The organism is Nitrososphaera sp. (assembly GCA_039938515.1).
Lineage (GTDB): Archaea > Thermoproteota > Nitrososphaeria > Nitrososphaerales > Nitrososphaeraceae > Nitrososphaera.
On record JBDUUL010000017.1, the window covers coordinates 39360 to 63663 of the forward strand.

General features: G+C 53.2%; 26 protein-coding genes and 1 tRNA gene. 18 read left to right on the forward strand and 9 right to left on the reverse strand.

What is annotated here, in order from left to right:
- The first annotated feature begins 206 nt into the window (after positions 1–206).
- Positions 207–1358, forward strand: coding sequence for a spherulation-specific family 4 protein (locus tag ABI361_10440; protein MEO9321082.1), 1152 nt, complete (start codon positions 207–209; stop codon positions 1356–1358).
- Between the two features lie 159 nt (positions 1359–1517).
- Here ABI361_10440 and ABI361_10445 read toward each other — a convergent pair.
- Positions 1518–1614, reverse strand: a tRNA-Arg gene (locus ABI361_10445).
- A 109-nt stretch (positions 1615–1723) separates the two neighbouring features.
- Here ABI361_10445 and ABI361_10450 point away from each other — a divergent pair.
- Entirely contained in the window at positions 1724–1993 is a 270-nt protein-coding gene (locus tag ABI361_10450; GenBank protein ID MEO9321083.1) for a hypothetical protein, read from the forward strand.
- 36 nt (positions 1994–2029) lie between these two features.
- On the opposite strand, the gene ABI361_10455 is transcribed toward ABI361_10450, so the two are convergent.
- Entirely contained in the window at positions 2030–3670 is a 1641-nt protein-coding gene (locus tag ABI361_10455; GenBank protein MEO9321084.1) for a HAMP domain-containing sensor histidine kinase, read from the reverse strand.
- A gap of 226 nt (positions 3671–3896) precedes the next feature.
- On the opposite strand from ABI361_10455, the gene ABI361_10460 reads away from it, so the two are divergent.
- From ABI361_10460 to ABI361_10485, 6 genes are all read left to right on the forward strand, one after another.
- Positions 3897–4412, forward strand: coding sequence for a hypothetical protein (locus tag ABI361_10460; GenBank protein ID MEO9321085.1), 516 nt, complete (start codon positions 3897–3899; stop codon positions 4410–4412).
- A gap of 139 nt (positions 4413–4551) precedes the next feature.
- Positions 4552–5925, forward strand: a complete 1374-nt coding sequence (locus tag ABI361_10465) for a glycosyltransferase (protein MEO9321086.1) — start codon at positions 4552–4554, stop codon at positions 5923–5925.
- Positions 5926–7050, forward strand: coding sequence for a UDP-N-acetylglucosamine 2-epimerase (non-hydrolyzing) (wecB, locus tag ABI361_10470; GenBank protein MEO9321087.1), 1125 nt, complete (start codon positions 5926–5928; stop codon positions 7048–7050). It begins immediately after the preceding gene.
- A gap of 142 nt (positions 7051–7192) precedes the next feature.
- Positions 7193–7927 (forward strand): phosphoglycolate phosphatase, encoded by a 735-nt coding sequence (locus tag ABI361_10475; GenBank protein MEO9321088.1) that lies wholly within the window; start codon positions 7193–7195, stop codon positions 7925–7927.
- The gene (locus ABI361_10480; protein MEO9321089.1) at positions 7924–9828 is read left to right on the forward strand and encodes an arginine--tRNA ligase; all 1905 of its coding nucleotides are present in this window, start codon (positions 7924–7926) and stop codon (positions 9826–9828) included. The genes ABI361_10475 and ABI361_10480 overlap by 4 nt, the downstream gene beginning before the upstream one ends.
- 63 nt (positions 9829–9891) lie before the next feature.
- Entirely contained in the window at positions 9892–10758 is an 867-nt protein-coding gene (locus tag ABI361_10485) for a tRNA (adenine-N1)-methyltransferase (protein MEO9321090.1), read from the forward strand.
- Positions 10759–10832: 74 nt separating this feature from the next.
- Here ABI361_10485 and ABI361_10490 read toward each other — a convergent pair whose 3' ends face one another.
- The 3 genes from ABI361_10490 to ABI361_10500 form a co-directional block, all read right to left on the reverse strand.
- Positions 10833–11069 carry a hypothetical protein gene (locus ABI361_10490; protein MEO9321091.1) on the reverse strand — a complete coding sequence of 79 codons (237 nt, stop codon included), beginning with the start codon at positions 11067–11069 and terminating at the stop codon, positions 10833–10835.
- 76 nt (positions 11070–11145) lie between these two features.
- Positions 11146–11703 carry a DUF192 domain-containing protein gene (locus tag ABI361_10495; protein ID MEO9321092.1) on the reverse strand — a complete coding sequence of 186 codons (558 nt, stop codon included), beginning with the start codon at positions 11701–11703 and terminating at the stop codon, positions 11146–11148.
- Positions 11704–11742: 39 nt separating this feature from the next.
- Positions 11743–12990 (reverse strand): helix-turn-helix domain-containing protein, encoded by a 1248-nt coding sequence (locus ABI361_10500; GenBank protein ID MEO9321093.1) that lies wholly within the window; start codon positions 12988–12990, stop codon positions 11743–11745.
- A gap of 234 nt (positions 12991–13224) precedes the next feature.
- On the opposite strand from ABI361_10500, the gene ABI361_10505 reads away from it, so the two are divergent.
- The 3 genes from ABI361_10505 (at position 13225) to ABI361_10515 (ending at position 15934) form a co-directional block, all read left to right on the forward strand.
- Positions 13225–13902: a hypothetical protein gene (locus tag ABI361_10505; protein MEO9321094.1), complete on the forward strand. Its 678-nt coding sequence runs from the start codon at positions 13225–13227 to the stop codon at positions 13900–13902.
- A 114-nt stretch (positions 13903–14016) separates the two neighbouring features.
- Complete coding sequence (locus tag ABI361_10510) at positions 14017–14610, forward strand: hypothetical protein (protein MEO9321095.1); 594 nt, start codon at positions 14017–14019, stop codon at positions 14608–14610.
- Positions 14611–14701: 91 nt separating this feature from the next.
- Positions 14702–15934 (forward strand): AAA family ATPase, encoded by a 1233-nt coding sequence (locus ABI361_10515; GenBank protein ID MEO9321096.1) that lies wholly within the window; start codon positions 14702–14704, stop codon positions 15932–15934.
- A 215-nt stretch (positions 15935–16149) separates the two neighbouring features.
- Here ABI361_10515 and ppa read toward each other — a convergent pair whose 3' ends face one another.
- Complete coding sequence (gene ppa, locus ABI361_10520) at positions 16150–16698, reverse strand: inorganic diphosphatase (GenBank protein MEO9321097.1); 549 nt, start codon at positions 16696–16698, stop codon at positions 16150–16152.
- Positions 16699–16760: 62 nt separating this feature from the next.
- Positions 16761–16904 (reverse strand): hypothetical protein, encoded by a 144-nt coding sequence (locus ABI361_10525; GenBank protein ID MEO9321098.1) that lies wholly within the window; start codon positions 16902–16904, stop codon positions 16761–16763.
- Between the two features lie 193 nt (positions 16905–17097).
- Here ABI361_10525 and ileS point away from each other — a divergent pair, with 193 nt between their 5' ends.
- From ileS to ABI361_10540, 3 genes are all read left to right on the forward strand, one after another.
- On the forward strand, positions 17098–20355 hold the full coding sequence (gene ileS / locus ABI361_10530) for an isoleucine--tRNA ligase (protein MEO9321099.1): 3258 nt from the start codon (positions 17098–17100) through the stop codon (positions 20353–20355).
- Between the two features lie 184 nt (positions 20356–20539).
- Positions 20540–20875, forward strand: coding sequence for a hypothetical protein (locus ABI361_10535; protein MEO9321100.1), 336 nt, complete (start codon positions 20540–20542; stop codon positions 20873–20875).
- 34 nt (positions 20876–20909) lie between these two features.
- On the forward strand, positions 20910–21056 hold the full coding sequence (locus ABI361_10540) for a hypothetical protein (GenBank protein MEO9321101.1): 147 nt from the start codon (positions 20910–20912) through the stop codon (positions 21054–21056).
- Between the two features lie 11 nt (positions 21057–21067).
- On the opposite strand, the gene ABI361_10545 is transcribed toward ABI361_10540, so the two are convergent.
- The gene (locus ABI361_10545; GenBank protein MEO9321102.1) at positions 21068–21583 is read right to left on the reverse strand and encodes a dual specificity protein phosphatase 23; all 516 of its coding nucleotides are present in this window, start codon (positions 21581–21583) and stop codon (positions 21068–21070) included.
- A gap of 95 nt (positions 21584–21678) precedes the next feature.
- Between ABI361_10545 and ABI361_10550 the strand changes: the two genes are divergently transcribed.
- Positions 21679–21861, forward strand: coding sequence for a zinc-domain-containing protein (locus ABI361_10550; GenBank protein MEO9321103.1), 183 nt, complete (start codon positions 21679–21681; stop codon positions 21859–21861).
- 2 nt (positions 21862–21863) lie between these two features.
- On the opposite strand, the gene ABI361_10555 is transcribed toward ABI361_10550, so the two are convergent.
- Positions 21864–21995, reverse strand: coding sequence for a hypothetical protein (locus ABI361_10555; protein MEO9321104.1), 132 nt, complete (start codon positions 21993–21995; stop codon positions 21864–21866).
- Positions 21996–22101: 106 nt separating this feature from the next.
- Here ABI361_10555 and ABI361_10560 point away from each other — a divergent pair, with 106 nt between their 5' ends.
- The 3 genes from ABI361_10560 (at position 22102) to ABI361_10570 (ending at position 24302) form a co-directional block, all read left to right on the forward strand.
- Positions 22102–22503 (forward strand): S6e family ribosomal protein, encoded by a 402-nt coding sequence (locus ABI361_10560; GenBank protein ID MEO9321105.1) that lies wholly within the window; start codon positions 22102–22104, stop codon positions 22501–22503.
- A gap of 110 nt (positions 22504–22613) precedes the next feature.
- Positions 22614–23876 (forward strand): translation initiation factor IF-2 subunit gamma, encoded by a 1263-nt coding sequence (locus tag ABI361_10565; GenBank protein MEO9321106.1) that lies wholly within the window; start codon positions 22614–22616, stop codon positions 23874–23876.
- 27 nt (positions 23877–23903) lie between these two features.
- The gene (locus ABI361_10570) at positions 23904–24302 is read left to right on the forward strand and encodes a PIN domain-containing protein (GenBank protein ID MEO9321107.1); all 399 of its coding nucleotides are present in this window, start codon (positions 23904–23906) and stop codon (positions 24300–24302) included.
- Positions 24303–24304: the final 2 nt, after the last annotated feature.

Consider the following 24304-nt stretch of genomic DNA (forward strand, 5'->3'; position numbering starts at 1 on the left):
TCCGCGCAGGAAGCCCCCTGTCTTTTTTTCTCGACATGCATCAGAAAACAGGGCAATGAGTTTTTGCGGATTTTGGTCAGGCTCTGCCGAGTCTTGTTAACGAAAAATTTGCTAGAACTGTACTATTATAGAAAATACCTGCAACAAAACGTGGAAAAAGATGAAAACCTACTATAGTTTTATACCCGATAACACTTGTTCAAACAATGGATACGAAAAATATTCTCACCCCGTCAATAATGGTCGTGCTGGCCGTGTCGCTTTTGCTAGCTCCGGCCGCCGGTAGCGGCGGCAGCCAGAACGCGGCAGCCTCAGTAGGCGGCACCCAGAAGAGCAACGCAGTGGGAGTCTTTGCATGGATATTTGACTGGAATCCCGCATCAGGGATGTGGCTCAAAATCTATAACGAAAAACTCGCCCATCCAACGGTCCCGACGTTTATCGCGATGAATCCTGCCAATGGGGTAGGAGCAAACAAGGTTTCAGGCTTTGTGAGCGATATCTCGCTTGAACACAAGGCCGGCGTCAAGGTCTTGGGCTACGTCTATACAGACTATGCAAACAGGTCGCTTGCTTCCGCGGAGAACGAGACCTATTACTACAAGACATGGTATAACGTCGACGGTATAGTATACGACGAGATGAACAATCACAATACCACCGCGGTAATGAACTATTACAGGAACCTCACTGCCTACGACCTGTCACTCGGATTGAAGTACTCTTTTGGAAATCCGGGCGATCCAGTTCCGCGAAACATGGAAGGGATAATGAATACCACCTTTGCGTACGAAGGCTCTACCATACCGTCTGAGAGCACGCTGAAGAGCGCAACCTACTATCCGACCTACAACAAGTCAAACTTTGCCTTTGTGGCTTACAACCAGAGTTCCACCACCGCTCCTTCAGTCAGCGCCATCAATGCAACTGCAAAGTACGTTTCTGCAATGTGGATTACGGATGGAAAGGTATACACGAAAAGTCCGAGCAATCCGTACGACCAAATCCCTACATGGGCTGATGTTGTCTTTACAACGCTGGACCAGAACTGGGACACATCGGGCGCTCCAGCCAAGACCGGCTTTAGCCAATCAGATTCTCAGGTAACCTTCCTTGCCGAGAATCGGAGGACGTACGACCAGATTGCAGGGGCCCAAATCAGAATTGTCAACAGCAGTGGCTATTCCCTCACTTATTCCGACCCGCAGGCAGTTCAGATAAGGTCTGGCGATACCTATACTATCACCGCACTGAACGTTTCTGGCTATACGTTTGATCACTGGTCAACGGGCGCGACATCACAGACAATTTCGGGAGTGTTTGGTGGAGACAGAGTTATTGCTGCCTTTTACAGGTGAGTGTAGACCACTTCTCCCCCTATTTTCTTTTGAAAGAATTTGATCTTGGTACTGGGGCAGTCAATTGGCGTTTGGCCATGTATCGCCAATCTACATGACGTAATTTCGTATCCCGCGACACAGACCGATGTCTGCTAAGAATTTAGAGTGCAGGTTAAGCGGGCCCGGTGGGCTTCGGTCCCACGACAACTGGCTTCGGAGGCGTGTACTTCTTTATTCAAGAATCAGCACCCTGTCCTGACTAGGCGACGGGCCCTTTCCGTTACAATATCAAAGCAGTATATGAAATATTGGAATTCTAATCTGCATGGAGCAACACGAGAGAAAACGATTATCAACCTATAATGCGATGCTGCATATAGGAATTGAGAAGGTCCATCGTTCTTGCAGGGATTGCAATTGTCGCCATCGCCAAGATTTTAATTGTAAAATACCTGTTTTTTGACCAGCCTGCATATGAGAAATGCCTCGCGGGCAACTCACCGCCGGGCACGATTTCAGGCCAGCTGCTGGTCTCGTGCGGCCAAGACCCGATTCTCACGTTGATAATTGGCTGGGTGGTTGTCGCTGTCGGCGCTGTAGTACTTATCATGGGCTTGAGGGCTGACAGCATCCCAAGGTCGAGGTACGTCTAATGCTATCCTTCTGTAAATAATGATGAGTTTTGACTATCAATACGGGATTGTAAAACTAAAAGTCGCTCCCTTTCCGTCAGCATTATTAGAGGCTGACAGCGTCCCGCCGTGAGCCTCAACTATGTGCTTTGCAACGTACAGGCCAACCCCTGTGCCGCTTTGAGTCGAAGTTTCCCCCACTGCCTTTGACGCAAATATCTCAAAAAGCTGCGGAAACATGGAAGGGTCTATCCCCGGCCCCGTATCTCTGATGGTAACTACAACACGACTTGGATTTTCAGCGCGGCTCGCCGTTACCTCGACGGTGCCCTCATCGGTAAACTTGATCGCGTTTCCAAGCAGGTTGTAGAGAACCTGGGATATCTTGTCCCTGTCAGCGTTAATCACGATTTTTTCCTTTGGCTCGTAAACCACCGTGAGGCTTTTCGCCGACGCCGCAACCTGATGAACGCTATCGTTGACAATATCGCCAATTACAGAGGATAGTTCGAATTCTGTCCTGTTCAGATGCAGCAGGCTGCGCTCAACTCTGGAAACTGTTAGCAGGTTTTCTGTAAGCCTCTGCAGCCTCTCTGCGTTTCTGGCTATCATTTCCAGCGCATTCTTGGCCGAGTCAATGTCAAGCTTGCCCGAATCAAGCTCCATCTTTAGCAGCTCGACCCTTCCAATAATGGGCTGGACGGGGGTCCGCAGCTCATGCGCTGCTATATTGATAAACTTCTTCTCGGCCTGCTGCTGGGCCTCAAGCTGCTTGTACAGCTCGCTCTGGTTCCATAGGGAATCGAAAAAGGACACCAGGCTGCTGATACTGCGCCTGCTGTTGGAATACACGCTGACTCCTATTGCGTCCGAGTACATTTCAGAAGCCGGGTGGACGAGTTCCGAACTAAGAAAATGCGAACGGTCAATTATCATTATTCCCGATTGAGCTTCTGCTGCGTCGAGCACTTTTACGCCTGGTTCTGAAACTAGATTCTCAACTATTGCTGAATTGAGCTGGCTGACCGGGACTATGATCCGAACCTCCGCCCCATTTCTGGCAGCTGCTTTCAGGGTGTCAAGCACGCCCAGGTTCTCCATCCTGAGCAGCGATTTTGAGTTTGGCAGCCTGAAGAGGACTTCCCTTTTGGCAGACCGGGAAAGCTGAAGAATCAGCTCGCTGGCTTTCTCTGTGTCGTAGATAACCTCGAACTGCTCCTGCTCGACTCCCTGCTGTATCTCGCTGATGCGCTGTTCTGCAGGAATAGATTTGCGCCAGAGGGTCTGGAAAAGGTATTCGTGCTGTTCAACGATTGATTTTACGGTGCTGTGAATTACTTCCGGCACAGGGGCGGCCTCTCTCGGCACAACGGCAGTCGCAAGGTATTCGCCTTCGTTTACTGCAAAGTTTCCCTTGATGCCGTCAAGGTGACGCAGCTCGGCATACTTTTGCAGCTCCTGGCAGTATTCTATGTTGTCCTTCGTAACTTCTGTAATGTATTGGTACTTTACGCCCCTTGCGTGCATGGCAACCATTGCGTCTTTGAGTTCCTTGACGCCGATAGAGACGGAAGGAGCAAGCGAGTCAGCGCACACGTGGAGCATGTGCCGGCTATTGGAAGCGAGCCCGATTATGGCTTGAATGGTCGCCTGCTCCCCGTGAAGCACCACGGTCTGCTCGTTATCTGGCTGAAGCAAGGCGACACCTAGCAAGTCTTGCTCGAGTAATATAAAATCTCGAGGCTCTCAGCTCCGTTGCCATGTCAGCGGGGGCGCCAGCCAAAAATGCGGATATACAATTTACAGAATAACTACGAATAATGGCAAAATCCACACAAATCTATTGCTCAGTGCTGTTAGGATTGTCAGTTTATGGCAGGCTAATACAAAAGTTATTTATCTTTGGAACGCCTAGTAGAGATGCATGTACGCCAAGGTCTGCAATGTAGAAATTCTTCCCAGTTACATTCAGGAAGTAAGCGTCGGCGACCTGTTGACGATACAGGCTTTGATAACAAACCCTCTTGACTGGCAGCACTTTTATGAAAAGCTCTCCGTAATCGAAAAAGGGGAGAGGACCGATTTTACCGTCATTACCCCGGAGGGAGACAGGATTATCGGCTTTGGCAACGTTACCGAATTTGAGAGGTGGAGCGACAGGGGCAAGTACGGATTTAAAATCAAGATTGACATAACAAAGCAAAAGTCACTTACTGACAGGCGGATAAGGGGCCCCCACAAGCTAAAGGCAGAGGTCAGGGATGAGAAAATGCCGCAAAAGCCAAAAGTTATCCCCGAAATTGTATCGCCGGCCCAGAAGTCAATAAAGCCGCGGGTGTTTGACAAGGACATGTCTGCCAAGGACATGACGGCATTCAAGGAGCTGCTCGAGGGCTCGCTTGGACTGGACATCTCGTCCTCGGCGCCTGCCTCGACCTGAAAGTCCTGTCCAGTAAAAGGCAGAGGTGGCCCTAGCACACAACATACCAGATAAAGGAATACGTAGATTTTTCGCAAGTTTTTAGCCAAAATCATGGAAATATTTATCAGCGCGGGTCTAACTCTCAGCTCGGTAATCTTTGAATTCTGATAGACTATCAAAACCAGCGTTTTTCGCGCTCGCTGGGCTGTGGGTCATTATCGTGTATTACACAATTGTCCCATGGCTCTTGCACGTGACACTTACCAGCAACAGCCCGATCGACCTGTCCGGACTCACGTGGGTCTTTGTGTCGCTCTCGCTGACAGGAACCGCGATGTGGTTCTTCATGCAGGTCGCCTATTTGTTTGTGAAGAACCGCTCAATCCAAGAGCACGCGGCCATGATCAGGGACAAGCGCTATACCCAACTGCCGCTTGTCAGCATCATTATTCCTGCCCGAAACGAGGAGGCGGTTATCAAGAGAACAATCGCATCCTGCCTTGCGCAAACCTTCGGCAACCTTGAGGTGATTGTAGTATGCCACAATTGCAGCGACGGGACCTTCCAGCAAGCTCAGTCGCAGGACCCTCGCGTCTTTCCCTATGATTTCAGGACTGACGAGGCGGGCAAGGGCTTGGCGCTGAATTTCGGGGTGTCCAAAGCAAAGGGGGAATACATTCTGGTGCTAGACTCGGATGGAATCATGAACCCGGATTTTACCACAAACGCACTGCCGTACTTTGACAAAGGGTTTGCAGCCGTTCAGGGCAAAATAGTCGCAAGCAACCGCGAGTACAACCGGAACACAAAGCTGCTCGCGCTTGAGGGCGATCTCTACTCGACGCCGTTTATGACCGTGAGAAGTTTGATTGAAAAGCGCGCCCCCCTCGGAGGCACGGGGCTTGTGATAAGCAGGGATGCGCTGATGCGCGCGGGCGGATTCAAAAACGCCCTCATAGACGACTTTGAGCTTTCATTCAGGTTCTTTCGGTTCGGCGAACGGATAGCGTTTGCCCCACTCTGCATAGTGTATGACGAGAAGCCCCCAAAGCTGGACCTTATCATAAGGCAGCGCTCGCGGTGGGTAAAGGGGCACTTTGACCTGCTAAAGGAGAAGGTCCCGGAGTCAAGGGACTTGTTTGGCAACATCTACTGGCTCAACCCCATCTTCATGCTTGCAGGGCTTGCGTCTCTGGCCGTCATGTCGACCGCAATACTATCTTACATCTTTCTCGGCCAGATGCCTTTCAAGTTCTCATTCCTTCCAATAGTCGCCTGGATAGTGCTGACGCTTAGCAGCATGGCGCTCCAGATCTTTCTCTTGACCAAGGAGCTTGGAATCAGGGGGCTAAGGTATGCTGGCTACGTTGCACTGCTCGCAGTCTACTCCAACTACTGGTACGTTTCGCTTGTCAAGTCGTTCTTTGTAAAGTCGTGGGCGACGACCAAGACATCGCACGGTTTTGTCAGTGAAAAGGACCTTCAGAGCATCATTGTCGACAAAACCGGCTCGGAAAAGGAGGCAGCTTAAATGCAGTCGAGAAAGGAAACCAGCAGGCCCCATCGCGCGGGCAGCGGGCAAGAGCTCGAACAGTACGACATCATGACAATCGCCGGCACCCGCCCGGAAGTCATAAAGCTCTCCGAGTTTGTAAAACACTTTGGCGAAGAAAACCACTGCTACGTCTACACCGGCCAGCACTTTTCCTTGAACCTGAGCGACATATTCTTTTCAGAGCTCGGCTCGTCCTCGGACATCAACCTTGACTGCAGGTCGTCTGATGTGGATCAAATTGCTTCGCGCCTTGATAACCTGTTCCGCACGGCCAGGCCTTCGGTTGTAGTAGTATATGGAGACACAAACTCTACGCTTGCAGGCGCAATGGCGGCCAAGAAGAACAACATAACACTTGTCCACATAGAGGCGGGATTGCGCAGTTTCGATCTCCGGATGCCGGAAGAGCGGAACAGGCTGCAGGTAGACCGGCTCTCTGACCATCTTTTGTGCCCTACCAGTCTGTCGGCAGAGTTTCTAAAATTCGAAGGGATAAGGCGAAACGTCGAGGTGACGGGCAACCTAGTGGTTGATGTCAGCGAAAAGTTCTCACGCTGCAGAGGCAAAGGTTCGGCCATAAAGCTCCGGGACTTTATCCTGCTGACACTTCACCGGGCCGAAACGGTCGATGACAAAGATGTGCTGTCGCTTGTAATGAGCGAACTAGGCTCGATAGACGAGAACATTGTGTTTCCAATCCATCCGCGCACAAAAAAGAACCTGGACCATTTCGGGATTTCCGTGCCGCCAAACGTAAGCATGATAGTTCCCCAGGGCTACCTTGATTTTCTCGATCTCTTGACGAGTTGCAAGCTGGCACTGACTGACAGCGGAGGAGTGCAGGAGGAAGCATGTATTCTGGGCAAGCCCTGCATCACGCTACGGCACACGACCGAAAGGTGGGAGACAATTCTCATTGGAGCCAACAAGCTGTACCCACTGTTGCAAAACGGCCGCGGCCAGCTGAAGGACTATGTCTCGGAAATGAAAAGCAAAAGATTCGACCGGCATCCATACGGAGAGAATGTCACTGTAAGGACAGTCGAATCGGTCAAGAAAATCCTTGACGGCCAGAAAAGATCCTCTGCGCCCCGGCCATGAACTTGTTTGCACAAAGGAACCTGACCAACGTGTCCTCAACCGCCACGACCGCCTCAGGGAAAAACGGTTCCACTGGAAATCAATATGCAGATAGACAAGCTCCTTGATACACTTTTAAGCCGCCGTCAAGTTCGCGGTGCAGTTGGACTCTGCGCTCCGGGTTTTTGCCGTCGACATCGACGGCACGCTCACCGAAAACGGCGGTGGCGCGATTCATCTGGGAGCGCTGTCCAAACTGCGCTATCTTGAGAGGCTCGGGCACAAGGTCGTCTATGTCACCGGCAGGTCTTCCATTGAAGCGTACGTCCTTGCGGTGTTTGGCGGAACCACAAAAGTCGCAGTAGGCGAGAACGGAGGCGCAATTACGGTCGCTCCGCAGGACCACAAGCTGCTTGCAAGCAAGGAAAAATGCGAGGCAGGCTACCAGCTTTTGAAAAAGTCGCTTGATGGCGTCCAGATAAAGCCCGTCTTTCCAAGAATGACCGAGGTGGTCTTGCTGCGGACCTTTGACCTGGCCGAGGCGCAGAGAATTCTTGACGAGAATCATCTGGACCTTTACATGTCTGACAGCAAGTATGCATTTCACATTAACGAAAAGGGCGTCGACAAGGGGTTCGGGCTAAAGAGCGCTTTGGAGCTTTTGGATGCAGAGCAGGAGCGGACCATCGCCATAGGCGACAGTGAAACGGATATCCCTATGTTCCGAGAGTGCGGCGTCAGCATTGCACTGGGACACTCCGAAAAACCTGTCAAGGACGCGGCCACTCATGTAGTGAGCGGCGGAGCCGGACACGGACTTGTAGAAGCCATCGACTATGTCGCGCTCAAATATCTCGGCGCAAGCACACTCAAACAGGAAAACGCGGCGCCGACATGACCTTTCGACTTGTCGTTTCGGAAATCCGCGATGCCGTGTCAGATTCTCTTGCGGAGCTGGGCTTTCCTGCAGTGCCTTTTGACGTCTCGGAGCCCCCACGGAAGGAATTTGGCGACATAACCTGCAACGTCGCCTTTTTGCTCGGCAAGCAGCTAAAGAATGCGCCCCCAAAAATTGCGGCGCAGATAATCGACAGGTTAAGGGCGCGGCAGAAGCCTGATTCTTTCGTAAAATCCATCGAGCCCCACCCTGCAGGCTACATCAATTTCCGCATAGAATTTGCCAAGCTGTCAGAGACAACGGTTTCAAAGGTTCTGGCAGAAGGCCTTGCCTACGGCAGGTACGACTCTGGAGACAAATCGCAGATTGTAATCGAGCACACGAGCGTCAACCCGAACAAGGCGCTCCATGTCGGCCACATGCGAAACGTCATCCTCGGCGATTCGCTCTACAGGATAATGAAAGCCGCCAACCATCCTGTCACGGTGCTAAATTACGTCGACGACTCGGGTCTTCAGGTCGCAGACATTGTCGTGGGGTTCAGGTTTGCAGGCTTTGCCACCCAGCCGCCCGACCCGTCGACCAAGTTCGACAAGTACTGCGGCGACGAGGTTTACGTAAAGGTAAACGAACTCTATACAAAAAATCCCGAGTTAGCAGAAAAACGCAAGGTGGTGCTCAGGGAAATCGAGGAGGGCAGGTCGGAGCTGGCGCAGTTTGCGGCGTCCGTCACCACAAAGGTCCTCCGGGACCAGCTGCAGACCTGCTGGCGAATGAAGGCACGCTACGACCTGCTCAACTTTGAATCGCAGATCGTGCACTCGCGCCTGTGGCAGCAGTCGTTTGAACTCATGAAAGAAAACGGGCTGGTCAGACTGGAAACCGAAGGCAAGAACGCGGGCTGCTGGGTAATTGAGGCCGAGGGAGAGGAGGACAAGGTCGTCGTCCGAAGCGACGGGACTGCCACCTACATAGCAAAGGACATACCCTACGCCGCATGGAAGATCGGGCTTGTCGCCGACCCATTTTCGTACAACGAATTTGCGCGGCAGTGGGATGGCTCGGTGCTTATGCAGACAACGCTTGCTGATGGCGTTGAGGATTATCCGCGCTTTTCCGGCGGCAATAAGGTGATAACGCTTATCGATTCAAGGCAGGCCCGGCTCCAGAGGATAATCTCCCAAGTACTCTCAAAGATGGGCGCACAGGGAAGGGAGTACCTTCACCTTGGGTATGAGGCCGTGACGCTCTCTGCCGACACGGCAAGGTCGCTTGGGATAGAGATAGGCGACAGGCAGTTCATGCACATGTCCGGCAGAAAGGGTGTCTATGTAAACGCCGACTTTGTACTTGACATGCTGCACGCAAAGGCCTACGAGGAAGTCAGGGCGAGAAACCCCGAGTTTTCAGACCGCCAGCTGCACGACATCGCGGAGCAGATTGCAGTCTCTGCTGTCAGGTACAACCTGACAAAGCAGGATTTGGACAAGATTATCACTTTTGACATTAAAGAGTCGCTGAGCCTTGAAGGTGACACCGGGCCCTACATGCAGTACGCTTACGCCCGCGCCCAGCGAATAATCGAAAAGTCTGGCGCCGAGGTCACGGTAAACAAGTCACTTTCACTTCTTGTCCTTGAGCGCGAGGCGGAGCTTGTCAAAGAGATTTCAAAACTTGACATGGTGGTGGAGGAGGCCGCCCGCTCGCTGAGCCCAAAATCAATCGCCCGGTATGCCTATTCTCTTGCGACTGCATTTAACCTCTTTTACGAGCACGTGCAGGTGCTCAGGGAGCCGGACAAAGAGCTCTTGATGGCGCGCCTGGCACTTGTCAAGGCATTTGGCATCGCGCTGAAAAATGCACTCGAGCTTCTTGGAGTTTCCGCACTTGAGCGGATGTAAGCCTTGCCATAGCCGGGGTATTGATTTTTATCACGCAAGCCGGGCAGAACACCACAAACGCATTTGAAAATCGAGGAAGGCTCGTATGTCTTGTTGTTTCACACTGCTCGAAAAAAGTGGCTTGCCAAGGTAACGCAGGACAAGAGGCTGCACACTCACCTTGGCATAATCGACATTTCTTCAACTATAGGGATGGAGTACGGCTCGGCAATCCAGACGACTGAGGGCAAGCGGATATTCCTCATAGAGCCGACGGTTCATGACTTTATCATGAAATCAGAGAGACGCACGCAGATCCTCTACCCGAAGGACCTTGGATACATTGCGGCTAGGGCAGGGCTCAAGAATGGATCGAAGGTTCTGGAGATTGGAACAGGCAGCGGTGCGGCCGCCACGTTTATGGCCAGCATCGTCAAGCCCCAGGGGCACATTTACACCTTTGACGTCAACCCCGACTTTATGGAGATGGCAAGGAGGAACATCGACAAGGCAGGCATGGCAGATTTCGTGACGCTTCACCTGCACGACCCCCACCTAGGAGTGCAAGTCCGCGAGGCGGATCTTGCGCTCGTCGACCTCGGCGACCCTTGGACGGTCCTCGATCAGGTCCATGTGGCGCTCAAGGGAAGTGGAGCGTTTGTAGCCATTTGCCCCACCATGAACCAGATAGAAAAGACCGCGACCGAGCTCAAGAAAAGCGGGTACACGGACGTTGAATGCATAGAACTGATGATACGAAACATCGAGGCAAGGGAGGGCATGACCCGGCCTTCGATGAGAATGATAGGCCACACGACGTATCTTGTATTTGCGAGGAAGGTAAATGAGAAGGATGGATGGCCCGTTGCCGGGCAGAGCGATGCCTCTGCTCAGACGGAGATGGAGCAGGAAGGCGAAGACGCCGGCGAACTGGATAGTCCCGAGAACTAGCCTGCCAGTACTTTGGCCAAAGCCGCCAGCTTTTACGAAATCAGTGCGTCATTTCCTTTTGGGCGCAGTGCTTTTTATCTGAAATACGACTTTTGTTCAGCGCGTTCGTGCTCAACGTGGCTCTCCGCTCTGCTTTCTGAGCGATAAGTCCTGTATCCAAGGGCAACAAGTCCCACTCCAAAGGCCGTAAACATCAGGGAGACCGGATATATCGAAGCGAATATGGGGTTTACGGCACCGGCCACAAGGAACAGAAATGAAAAAAACAGAAACGCCGCGCCTGCAACTGTCTCGCCGTTTAGCCTGCCCAAATCAGATTCGTTTCAAAGGCATGCCGGATTACTATATAGCCTGTAGGTCTACAGTGCCACGCGCTGCATTGCAATCCTAGCTGCGGGTCAGGTTGAACGCGATACGCGTTCCCTCCCTTACCGAGTGCCTGTCGGAAAAGCCAGCAGTAGTCTCTAGCACGTACATTGACTTTTGAGATGCGTCGTGGGTAGGGCACATAAGGTCGCTTCCAGTGCAGGGGGGCAGGCTGTGCTCGATATGGATAACCGTCTTGTTGGCGTCAAGCCAGATTATATCGATTGGAAACTTCATACCCTTCATCCAGAATGCATGGTCGCCCTCTTCGGGGAACGGGAAGAGCATCCCCTGGTTTTCAGCCATGGAGCTCCTGACATCAAGCCCAGTCTCCTTCTGCGATTCTGTCTCTGCTATCGCCGCAACTAGAGTAAAGTTGTTGACAGTCACGTTGGCCTTGGTGTAGTTTGCCGTGGGGTCTGCCGGCGCCGAGGCATTTCCGGCCGTCTTTGAAATCGCGCTGGCACCTATCGGAGGCAGGTGCCGCTCGCCGGGAACAAATGCGAAGATAGATGCAAAGACCACTGCTATCGTAGAGGCGGCTGCAACTGCAATGATCACAATGGTGGTAGAACGCAATTACTGGAGATGCCTTGGGCGCAATTGCTATTTTAGCGTTCAGACCTGCGCTGGAGGAGCCAGAGGAGGCGCCTTTGCCAGCTTCAGGTGGATTGCCTGGGATGCTGAGGCATGGGAGCCCGCCAGCTGCATGAGCCGCGGCTCGCAGCCGAGCCGCTTGAAATACGCCGAAAGCAAGAGTGCCCACGGCAGCATGTGCTTCCTGTCCTCACGCGGCTGAAGGCTCAGGGTGTTGTTTGTCTTGTCCTGCTTGAGCCATCCGGTGCAGGTCAGTTTTAGCGCGGAATCCACCGCAGAGATCATTTCAGCCGGATTTATCTCAGACAGCCTCAGCTCGTACTTGCGCTCCATAATGTCGGCAAGTTCGTCGGGCATCTCCTTGCCGGCTATCGCATATTCGAGCATCGTTGCCGACAGGCCGTTTTCCACTGCCCGTGCAAGCGCCACCGCCCTGGCAGCCGTCGCGGGCTGCGTGTCCAGCAAGAACCCAACCTCAGCCGCGGCATTCCAGGACTCTTCAAAGCCTCTAAGCTGGCCAAGCCCGTACGAATCCGTCGAGGAAAACAACGCGGCCTTGCCGTTGCTGCTGTCAACGGAAACCATCTGGACCGAATCAATCGCAATCAGGTTTGAGCTAAAGTTGCCGCCGCGAAGCTCGATGTTGTCCGGGAGCGAGAATATGTACTCGCTGCCTACGCACTGCGAGGAGAGCATGAACCTGACGTGCACGCCATTCGTAAGCGCCCGCACTAGCGCAGGCCTGCACTGGGAGACCAGCCTGATCCCCCAGTCGTCAAGGGCTGCCGAAACAGAATCCCTTGCAGCTGAAATCAGCTCCGCAATCTTGGCAAGCGCCGACTGGGCGTCGAGGATAAAGTACCTGCGCTCTTCGGAGCCCTTTGGCCTCTGGCCCTCGTCGTTTATCTTTTGAAGCTGCTCAACCAGCTGGCGCATGTTCTTTAGCCTGCGCTCGTGCAGTCCGACAATCTCACCAAAAGCCTCCTCGGGAGGTATGGCACTGCAAATGAGGGGCTTTTGCTTTGAAACCACAGCGAGCCTCTTTTTCTCGAGCTTTTTGAGAGTCTGGTAAATCTTGGTGCGCGGAAGGTTGGCATAGTATGCTATCTCGCTTGCGGCAAGCGAGCCCTTGCCTATCATGGTAAGGTATGCCCTGGCCTCGTATTTTGAGAGGCCAAACTCCTCAAGGCTTCCTGTCAGGTCTCCCGAGTCGTCTCGGCGAGATACCGTCCGGTCATCCCTTGCGGTGTTAATCGGCTTGTTAGTCAATCGTTCCCTTCCTCCTGGGACATTGTTAGCACTGGCGCGAGCATGATTTTACTACTACAGCCTATGACACGCGGAGGAGCAAAGGTAAAACGGTGTGTCAAATTGATTGCGTCAAAGTTTGAAAAAATATCAAGCTGTCACCGCGCCCCCCTGTTACCGCGGTTACCCGCATTCCAAGCACGCCGCGGATATTATCCTGCACTTTTGCAGGTCTGGCAGGAGGATTAAACGCAAATGACAACATCAAAGTGGGTCAAGTCAGACGATGTGCTTACCGGTGAAGATAATCTCAGTGGCAGAACGGATGGAAATGGGATAGATATTCCGGCCGCAGGCAAGGCCGGCGGGCCGCTCAAGCCGCGGCTCGATGCCGTCCAGCGCAAGATAGAGCTTCAGGTCCAGCGCCTCGACGAGCTTCACAAGGGAATGAAGGCCCGGGACGACGAATCAGTGAGGAGGCTCGTGTCGTCAATCAAGGAAAATAACGTCCAAAGTTCAGCCGTCCTTTCGACGGATCTGGCCAAAGGCCGGCAGGCAAGCAGGGTGATCGCTCTTTCGAAAATTTCACTTGAAAAGCTCGCGGCTCGGCTTGGGACTGTCTCCGACTTTGGCGATCTGGTCGTGGTAATCAGCCCTGCGATGTCAGTCGTCAAGAACCTCCGCTCGTCGCTAATTTCACACTTGCCTGAAATGGAGCAGGACTTTGGGGCAATCGCAGAACTTCTGAGCGGCATACTGGTCGACGCGGGACAGGTAGGCGGGTTTACAATCAATTTTGAAAGTGCAAACGAGGAGGGAGTCAGGCTCATAGACGAGGCTTCCCATATCGTAGACCAGCAAATGAAGGAGGAGTTTTCGGGCATACCTGACGTGCCGGGGCTCGGGCTGCCTTCTGTCTCCGGGCTTGCCTGACCTGAAAGCAGTTGGACCCAAGCTAGCCGGCCTAGTCCAACTACCCAACAACTTTTAGCCGCTCACCTTTTTGTCGCTTTATCCCGAAACTGCATTGTAAGTCAGAGACTAGATTTGCTTTTTGGTAGCCACGGCAATAGCAGTTCAGGCGTCAGAAGGAACGCCACCTTTAGCGAAAGGGCTAACACGGCCCTTGCAAACCTTCAGCGGAACAGCTATGCCATGAGCGTACTTCGGGGCCGGCTGGAGTCAAAGCTGAGCCACGCGGCCTCAAGCACCCGCGCAAGTCCGGACTCGCCCGAGCTGGCAAAGATGCTCGAGCTTGTGAAAAGCGGCGAGCTCTTGCTCAATGAAATGGCTGCAAAGGTAGAATCCGCGCGGGTCCTTGAGGAGTTTATGGTAATCCTTGACGCCGCCGCAGCGTCGGTCAGCGAAATCACCGTAGACATGGAAAAGATGGTGCCAACGGCTGAAAAGGCTCTGCAGGAAATGCACGACGCAATTATCAAGACCACTATAGGCGAGCCTCATTCTGCTGAGCAGGAGAAAGAGCGGCAGAACATAATGCAAGAGGCCGCGACGGCGGGTGCTTCTGATAGCCTCGAGCAGGTTGCCAGTCTGGAGAAACAAGGCCAAGCAGGCTTGGCTGAAACCCGCGATGACCCGACTCCGGACGCCGGAAGGGAAGAGGAGCCGCTGCCGGCATAGAAATGGTTCAACTAATTTTGCCCGTTACGCAAGTTAGGTTTACACCCGGGTAATTCAAACGTCAATCGGACTTGACGCATGGTCTCTGATTATGAGTCTCGCACCGCAGGAACTAGAAAATAGCGCTAGCAAGTATGCAGCCGAGGCAATCCGGCTGGATTCACAAGGTTCTCGAGGAAACGCAATACAGTCTTATCAGCGCGCAATCGACGCCTTGGTAAAACTCGTGCAGATTTACCCTGACTATAAACTCAACAAGGTCTACATGGAGCGAGCAAGCGCCTACAAGGAAAGAATCAAGGCGCTGCAGCTTTCGCACGGCATTGAGGACGAAAGGCCAACCATAAACTCCATCGACTCTGCGAGACACGAGCCCGCAAACGGCAACGGCAAGGTTGCAGGCTCCGCGGCAGGCCAGGCAAAATCAGGAGGCGTCGAAACCCTGAAGAACGACTTTGACGAGCTTGTCATGAAGGAGAAGCCCAAGGTTTCGTGGGACGAGGTAATCGGCCTTGAAGACGCCAAGCGTGCAATAAGAGAGTCTATCGTATACCCGATGAAGAGGGCGGACCTCTTTCCGCTGGGATGGCCGCGCGGAATTCTCCTTTACGGCCCGCCGGGATGCGGCAAGACACTGCTAGCAGCGGCGGCTGCGGCGGAAATTGACGGCTACTTTATCAACGTCGACGCCGCATCAATGATGAGCAAGTGGCTCGGCGAAGCAGAGAAGAACATTTCAAAGCTGTTTGGCATGGCGCGCAAACTAAACGAAAACGAGAGCGCGCCGGTGCTCTTGTTTATCGACGAGATTGATTCGCTTCTTGGGACAAGAAACAGCGAGGTCGGAGGCGAGGTGAGGGTAAAGAACCAGTTCCTTACCGAGATGGACGGAATAAACGGCAAGTCAAAGGAATCGCAGCTGTACGTGATCGGCGCGACCAACAAACCATGGAGCCTTGAAGCAGGCTTTCTGCGCCGGTTCCAGAAGCGCATCTATGTCACGCTTCCAGACAGCGCATCGCGAACCAACCTCTTCAACCAGTATACCCGACCTCTCAATATCGAAGGGGCCCTCAAGGTAGAGGAACTTGCAAAGATTAGCGAGAGCTACAGCGCAAGCGACATCAAGGACATCTGCCAGTCTGTGCAACTCCGAGTGGTAAACGAGCTTTTCGAGAGCGGCAAGGCGATGGAGAACGGTACCAACCCGCGGCCTATCACCATGATTGACTTTAAGGAAACGATGAAGGTGAGAAAGCCAAGCGTCGGCGTGGAAATGCTTCGGAGTTACATGCGCTGGAGTGACCAGTTCAAGGCCCTCTGAGCCCAAATTTCTTATCCCGACTCGCGAGGCCTGATTAGTGAAATCGCCCTGCCAGAAGCGGAATCTGATTCTGGCGATAGACGTTGGTTGGCAGGGCGGTTAGAGGTTACGGGTTGATGTGGTCGGTCGTTCTGGGCACCAGTCATAACACATGAGAGACTTTTAAGCCTCGTCGATCTTTGGTCTATCAGGCGATTCTAGGGCCGGTCAGAAATCTACTTGCCTGATTCTTCTTCGTTGCGATAGCGCTCTATTGCCTCGCTAATCTTCTTCTTGGCAGTCGCGCTTCCAGACCAGCCTGTCACCTTGACCCACTTGTCCTTTTCAAGTTCCTTGTAGTGTTCAAAAAAGTGCTTTATCCGGTCCTGGATGTGCTGCGGGACGTCGCCGATATCCTTGACGCCGGAAAAAGCTGGATCCACCTTTGAAACCGGAACTGCAACCACTTTGGCATCCTCTCCCTCCTCGTCTGCCGTAAGAAGAACGCCCACGGGATTTGCCCTAATAACTGCTGAAGGGACTACGGGATCCTCGCCAAGCACAAGGACGTCGACCGGATCTCCGTCCTTTTCCCTTGTCTGGGGAACAAAGCCATAGTTGCAAGGGTAAAACATTGCGGTGAATAGTTTGCGGTCAACGAAAAGTGCCCCTGTCGAGTCGTCTATCTCGTACTTTATGTTGCTGCCCTTTGGGATCTCTATTACCACATTAATCTCATCGGGCGGGTTCTTGCCTGGTTTGAGGGAGCGTACTAGCGAGGTCAAATATTACGGCATTTGCTCGCTGGTTAAAATATAAGCCTATTGGGCGTCTCGCCAGGGCAGCGCTATAGCCTGTCGTATGATCCGCACGCATTGCAAAACCTGACCCTGACCTCCTTTTCTTGGACTATCCGTATGTTGAAGATAATCTCGTCCGAGCCGCAGACCCTGCACGATTCGTGGCGCAGGTGGGTAACAGCGACGCTCAAGATTTGCCCCCGCAAATGTGGGCCGCCCCGCTCCCGAGCTGCGACGAATCCATCATTGGAGCTGAATATTCTAGAACATTTTATTAAACAATCTCCTGCTCTTCGCCACAAAACATCAAAAATCCATCACCCCAATGGTCGGCATTTCCAAGCCAAAAACATAAACGCAGGAAAAATCGTCTCAGCCGCGTTGATTAAATTCAGCCCCAAGTTTGATGCCAAGGCAATGGAGACCGAGGTAAGGTCGTACCTTGGCGGACTTGAACTGAGGGCACTTCTTGAAAACGAGCTTGCATCAAGCAAGCCGGTCGGGTTTATCGAGGGGCCGCCTACAATGAACGGCGAGCCCCACGCCGGTCACCTCCGCGGCCGGATTATCAAGGATCTCTGGTACAGATTCAGGACGCTGCAAAAGGCCCGGGTGGTATTCAGGGCCGGCTGGGATACCCAGGGCCTGCCCGTCGAGCTGGCTGCAGAGAAGGAGCTTGGATTGGCCGGCAGCAAGTCGGAGAATATTTCGAGGGTCGGGGAAGAAAAAATCGTCGAAACATGCAAGCGCCTTATCCAGGCAAATAACGAGAAGTGGGTCAGCATGGACAGGCTTCTTGGGATGTCATTTAACTACGAAAAGGCATACTGGACCTTTCGCGACAGCTACATCGAGCGAGAGTGGAAGTACCTGAAAAGCGCATGGGAAAACGGCGTGCTCAAGGAGTGGTTCAGGGTCGTGGCGTATTGCCCGTCATGCCAGACATCGCTCAGCAATGCCGAGGTAAACCAGGGCTACGAGACCGTCGAGGATCCGTCATTTTATTACAAGGTCAGGCTGTCAGACGAGGACGCATACCTCGTTGTCTGGACCACCATGCCATTTACCATAGTGACGGACGAGATGGTGGGAGTCAACCCGGAGGCGGAGTACAGCTACGTGAGGATTCCGGGTTTGGGGGAGACATGGATTGTAGGCTCTGACCGGCTGCAGGAACTGATGAAGGAGCTGCGAGTGGAAGACTATCAGGCCATAAGGACAATCAAGGGGGGCGAGCTGGACGGCAGGCACTACGTTCACCCGCTTTTGAACATGATCCCCGGCTTGGCCGAGCTCGCGGAAAAGGGGTCGGTGCACTTTGTTGTCGCGGAAGAGTTTGTGGATACGGCGACGGGAAGTGGTCTCGTGCACCTGTCGCCGGCGAACGGCGAAGAGGACTTTGAGATTGCGACAAAGAGGGGCGCCCCAATCTTTGTGCCGATAGACGACAGGGTCATGTTTACAGAAAAGGCCGGCGAGGCCTTCAAGAATATGTTCGTCCGCGACGCTGACCCCAAGGTGGTTCAGGCAATGAAGGAGGCTGGGGCATCTGTAAAGCTCGGAAAGATAAAACACCAGTACCCCACGTGCTGGAGGTCGCACCACAAAGTGGTATGGCTTGCAAGAAGGGAGTATTTCTACATCATTGACAATCTCGGCGAAAAGCCGCTGGAGGCTGCGCAGGATGTCGAGTACTTTTTTGAGCAGCCGAAAAACCGGTTTACGGAAATAATACGCGAACGTCACCCATGGTGCATCTCGCGCGAACGGGTCTGGGGCACGCCGCTTCCGGTATGGTCGTGCGGCAAGTGCGGCCACAAGAGCCCGCTTTTTTCGCGCCAGGAAATCGTCAAAAAGGCATCAGAACTTCCGGACGGGCCCGACTTTGAGCTCCACCGGCCGTGGATAGACAGGATAAAAATTCCCTGCGAAAAATGCGGTGCGCAGATGAGCCGCGAACCCTTTGTGCTTGACACATGGCACAACAGCGGGGCTGCGCCGTACTCTTCGCTCTCTGACCAAGAGTTTGCGGAACTGGTGCCTGCAGAGTTTCTCACCGAGGGCATCGACCAGACGAGGGGATGGGCGTACACGCTGCTGATGGAAAACGTAATCCTGAGAAATTCCGGCCAGGCGCCGTTTCGCTCGTTTCTCTTTCAGGGCCACGTGCTTGACGAAAAAGGCAACAAGATGAGCAAGAGCCTCGGAAACGTGCTGGACGCGCGGTCGCTTCTCATGGACAATCCCGTCGACCTTGTCCGGCTGTACTTTATGTGGAAATCCTCGCCGATAGAGTCGCTCAACTTCAGCCTCGATGAGATGAAGACACGCCCGTACCAGATCCTAAGCACGCTCCACAACCTCCACGTGTATCTTGAGCAGAACAGCGCCTTTGACGGTTTTGACCCCGCGCTTCATACCGTTCAATGGGCGCAAGAGAAAGACGCGCTGGGTGAAACGGAAAAGTGGCTGCTCTCAAAGCTTCAGGGACTTGTCGAGTCAGTCACAGTGTCCTTTGCCCGTTGCCGGTTTCACGAAGGCGCAAAGGCTATTGATGAATTCATTATCAACACGGTGAGCCAGACGTACGTCCCGCTCTCGCGAAATACAATCTGGGACGACAGCGCCGAGGGCCTCGACAGGCGCCTTGCCATCTATTCGGTAATGGCCCATGTCTTGAAAAAGATCGATATCGTGCTTCACCCACTCGCCCCTTTTACCAGCGAGTATCTTTACCTCGCAGCATCTTTCATCGGGTCGCAGGAAAAGGGCAAGAAGAAGAGCATACTGCTTGAAGACTGGCCCTTGGTGGAGCAGAAATACCAGAACCCCGAGCTGGAGCAGGCGTTTGAGACCCTGCGGGAGGCCGTATCGCTGGCAAACGCAGCCAGAAACCTTGCCGGACTCAAGAGGCGGTGGCCCGTAAGTGAAATCCTCATTTGCGGGACAGGCCTCGGGCTGCTTGAAAGACTAAGCGGAGTTTCCGAGGCTTTGAAGAACCAGCTAAATGCTGAGCAGTACAGTCTGGTGGAGATCCCGACGGCGTCGCAGCTTGAAAAGGTCGCCGGCCTACTGAACAGCAAACTGCCCGCGCAAGTCACGATATCGCTTATCCGGAAAAACGTGGCCCCAAGGGTGAAGGCGGACATTGGCAAGGTCTCAGAGGCCTTTGAGCACGCCGACAGGTCGGTTATCCTGCAGTCCCTTGCCTCTACAGGCACGTTCACGCTCGACTACGGGAACGGAGACCCGGCCTCCAAGTCAACTGAGCTTTCGGCGTCTGACCTTGACATAGCCTACAGGGCATCCGAGGGGTACGCTTCGTCAGAGCGCGGGGGACTGGTCGTGTTTGTCTCGACCAAAAGAGACCGTGAGCTGTCGGCAAAAGGGCTGCTCCGTGACCTCGCAAGGCAGATGCAGCAGCTGCGCAAGGAGCGCGGCTACAACCCCACTGAAGTTCTCGGAACAGCCTATGCCGCGGGGCTTTCAGACGACGAAATAGGCATGCTAAATCCTCTCAAAGACCAGCTAAAGTACCTCGTGCGCGTAAAGCAGGTAGTTCTGGGCGGTGATGCGGCCCAAAACGCCAGCTATAAGGAAATAGAGCTCGACGGAAAGGAATTTCGCATTTCAGTCGAGTAGTCATTTTTTACCAATTGGCGCGCAAAATTCCTGCCAAATTGTAATATGGTTCCATTTTCGCTTGACAAGACGGGGAGCATGAATCAAATCCTACACCTACTGTAAAGTAGGATTTGACATGCAAGTCAACAATTGTCGGCATACTGGTCTAAATACGCCTTTTCGCCTATGTCCGTGAAGAAACTTGTCAAACAAGCAGGTCACACTTGATAGCTGCGTGAGCAGCAGACTAAGAGACCGGCTTCGCAAGGCTTCGATAATTGCAAGCAGGACCGGCACGCCAGTCGTGCTTTACCGGAACACCATCGAGGAGGTGGACCACGCGGCGGAGGAAGAAATTGCAACAGTCAATGAGCAGTACGTCGTAGTCCAGGTGATTACCCACGGCGGATTCATCCCTCCAAATTTTCAGCAGCAGTTCGTCTTTACGCTTGACAAGTTTCCGGAGTGGATTATGAACCGCAGCAACGAGCTTGTAGCCCGGTGTCTGGAGACTCTGGACGAGCAGATAATCGATTAAATTTAAAATAGGCACTCAGGGTAGCCCTTCTGAAATGGTCAAGTTTGACGGCATCAAGGGACAGGAGCTACTCGACGTGGAGGAGCGCAAAGGCGAGCTGACCCTGATCTTCAAGGACAACCGCTATCTGTTTGTCAAAGTTCAGGACGGCAAGCTGGTATGCGACTCGGTCCCGGAGTAGGGATATCCTACTCAGGCACTGGGCTTTGGCTTGCCATTTAGGAATTTTTCATACATGGCTACAGCCATCTCTTGCGTCTCGGACTGAACAGAGCCCGGGCGCATTGACCTGAGTTTTGAAATCGCCTGCTCCGCGCCAATGCCCTCGGTCTTGACAAGGTATGCAGCAAGCACCACTCCGGTTCTTCCCTTTCCGGCAGCGCAGTGCACCATGACCGGCCTGCCCGCGCTAATCTCTGATTGGATGAAATTCACCGCGTCGTCAAGCTCGTCCAAGGTCGGCGCTCCAAAATCCTCAACGGCAAGGTGTTTGTAAGTTATGCCGTCGTTAAACCAGTCTTCGGGAAGCGGTACCTCCCTTACAGTAACAATTGCCTTCACGCCCTGACTGATAACCCAGTTGAACTCCTCGTGCGTAACAGGCAGCCCGCAGCCCGCGAGCTTTTCGTCAACCACCCAGCTGAAATTGGTGGGTCTGTCAGCCACCCTGCCATGAAACCATCTGTAAGCGTCTCCAATACGCGTCAAGTATTCTATTCTGATGTTTGGGTTATACTGTTAATTAATGATGCCTACGCGGATTTAGCAAAAGCCAGATATGCCACTCTGGCGCTATTAATGGTGTGCTTGATGCCAGGTGTCCGGAATGCGGCAAGCGCGCAAAGGTAAACGACGGGATGTCGGAAGTAAAGTGCGAATACTGCGGCTTTCAAGCAACGTACGACGAGTATATTGAAATAATGAAATCAAAGGCAGAGAGTATGGCGGATGACTTTCATCTAAGCTGGGACAAGCGGCCCTTCTAGTATTACCAGAAACTGCCCTTGTCCGAGCAGGTCAGCTCGGCGCCGCAATTCCTGCAGCGCAAATGGCATGTTTGAATCTCGGCCATCTCAAAGCCGCAACGGGGGCACTCTATTCTGCTCTTCTGTTCAGCCAATATGCGGAATATCGCGCAGGGTTGCTATTAACTGATTCTTGCGGCTGGAAATAGGAGACGCCACACGCAAAGGTTAATTAAACGTAAAAACCCGGCAGATTTTTGCTTGGCCCAATTCAAGCTGATCATATCCGATACCAAGGGAGGCAGCATAACGCAGGAACTCAAGGACAGAGCGGCGCAGCCTCTTATCGGCTCTCGAATTGGGGGAATAGTTGACGCCTCGATTATTGGCGTTGCCGGGGGCAAGCTCAAGGTCACCGGCGGTAGCGACAAATCCGGGACACCCATGCGTGCAGATGTCCACGGCGGCGTCAAAAAATACGTCCTTCTCTCAAATGGAGTTGGAAACAGGGCAACCGGTCGGGTGAGAAAACTCGTTCGGGGCAACATGGTGACTGAGGAAATTTACCAGCTCAACTGCCTGCTCGTCGAGGGCAAACTTCCAGAGAAGCCGGCCGCAGAAGCTGCTCCGGCTGCAGAAGAGGCACCAAAGGCCAAAAAGTAATTTTCCAGATCCGAAGAAATAGCGGATGAATCTCTCGGTTTTTTGAATCGCGATGATTCTCTCGTTCCTTAGATTCATATGCTTGTAAAATAGTCGATGATTTTATCGCGATGCATTGGAAGGAGACGCTGCCGGAATGGTACATCAAAGAATACGGGTTTCAGCCATGCATTAACATCGGAACCTCCGGCCATGTCGACCACGGCAAGACAACGCTCGTAGAGGCCATAACCGGGGTCTGGACGAGCGCACATAGCGAGGAATTGCGCCGAGGCATCACAATCAAGGTTGGTTATGCCGATGCTGCATTTTACAAGTGCCCGCAATGCCCCGCGCCGCTCTGCTATAGCACGCAACCCACTTGCGCCAACTGTGGCGGCAAGAGCGATCTCTTGCGCGTAGTTAGTTTTGTCGATTCCCCAGGACACGAGTCGCTTATGGCAAACATGCTGTCCGGCGCCGCCCTTATGGACGGAGCAATTCTTGTGATGGCTGCGAATGAAAAGGTCCCGCAGCCGCAGACGCGAGAGCACTTGCTGGCTCTTTCGGTGCTTGGGATAAAACAGATAGTCCTGGTTCAGAACAAGGTCGACCTGACAGAATATTCAGAAGCGATTGACAACTATAATCAGATCAAAGACTTTGTCAAAGGTAGCGTTGCAGAGAACGCGCCCGTAATCCCGATTTCTGCCCAGCACAAGCTAAACATAGACTCGCTTATCGAGGCGATAGAAACCAGTATCAAAACACCCGCGCGGGCGAAAAACGCGCAGCCAATAATGCACGTATTGCGATCGTTTGACATCAACAAGCCTGGCACGGCTGTAAAGCAGATAAAGGGCGGCATTATCGGCGGGGCCCTTGTGCAGGGAGAGTTCAAGTTAGGCGACGAGATAGAAATCCGGCCCGGGCTCCATGACGAGAAGAAGGGCAGGTTCGAGCCGGTCACGTCGCATATTGCGACGCTTGGCACAGGCGCAGGCCTTGTCGAGTCAGTAAAGCCTGGCGGCCTCGTTGCGATCGGCACAAAATTGGATCCAGCACTGACAAAGAGCGATTCGCTTATTGGCTCTGTTGTAGGCAAGCCTGGAACACTCCCGAAAGACGTCGACGATGTCACGGTAGAGATTCATCTTTTTGATACCGCGGTAGGCACACAAGAACTTGTGAGGGTCGAGCCAGTAAAGGCAAAAGAGCCGCTGCGGCTCAACATAGGGACAGCGGCTGCAGCCGGCCTTGTTACAAACGTCCGCGACGGCAAGATGGAAGTCAAGCTCAAAAAGCCTGTCTCGCTCATGCCGGAAAGCAGGGTCGCAATCAGCAGGAGAATTGCGGACCGCTGGCGTCTTATCGGGTCGGGAATCGCGGTCTAGTTTACATGGCGCCTCGACGATGATTTAATGCGGGTACTCTGCGACACTAGCTTTTTGATGGTCCTTGCAGCCAAGCCGCTAAAGCAGGTCACCAGGGTCGAGTCGCAGCTTGGCAGAATTGACATCATTGTTCCGGACATTGTCGTAGAAGAGCTGGACCGGCTCCACAAAAAGGCGGGCCCAAAGCGGTCAATGATTGCCAAGACCGCGGCGGAACTCTGCAGGGCAAGGTTCCAGATCGTTTCGCTGCCAAAGGCTGCACACGTCGACGACTCGATCATCGACTACGCCGTTTCAAATAACTGCGCCGTCGCGACGATTGATACGAACCTTCGAAGGCGTCTTATATCAAACCGTGTACTCGTGCTGACTCTGAGCAGCGACCGCCTGCTGATAGCAAACCCTCAGCAAGATGATCATCTTTAAAT

Excerpts from the sequence above, each read along its gene's own strand:
- ABI361_10540 (MEO9321101.1), top strand. The coding sequence starts at position 20,910 with ATGGTCAAGTTTGACGGCATCAAGGGACAGGAGCTACTCGACGTGGAG.
- ABI361_10570 (MEO9321107.1), top strand. The coding sequence starts at position 23,904 with ATGCGGGTACTCTGCGACACTAGCTTTTTGATGGTCCTTGCAGCCAAG.
- ABI361_10480 (MEO9321089.1), top strand. The coding sequence starts at position 7,924 with ATGACCTTTCGACTTGTCGTTTCGGAAATCCGCGATGCCGTGTCAGAT.
- ABI361_10505 (MEO9321094.1), top strand. The coding sequence starts at position 13,225 with ATGACAACATCAAAGTGGGTCAAGTCAGACGATGTGCTTACCGGTGAA.
- ABI361_10440 (MEO9321082.1), top strand. The coding sequence starts at position 207 with ATGGATACGAAAAATATTCTCACCCCGTCAATAATGGTCGTGCTGGCC.
- ABI361_10515 (MEO9321096.1), top strand. The coding sequence starts at position 14,702 with ATGAGTCTCGCACCGCAGGAACTAGAAAATAGCGCTAGCAAGTATGCA.
- ABI361_10565 (MEO9321106.1), top strand. The coding sequence starts at position 22,614 with ATGCATTGGAAGGAGACGCTGCCGGAATGGTACATCAAAGAATACGGG.
- wecB (MEO9321087.1), top strand. The coding sequence starts at position 5,926 with ATGCAGTCGAGAAAGGAAACCAGCAGGCCCCATCGCGCGGGCAGCGGG.
- ABI361_10460 (MEO9321085.1), top strand. The coding sequence starts at position 3,897 with ATGTACGCCAAGGTCTGCAATGTAGAAATTCTTCCCAGTTACATTCAG.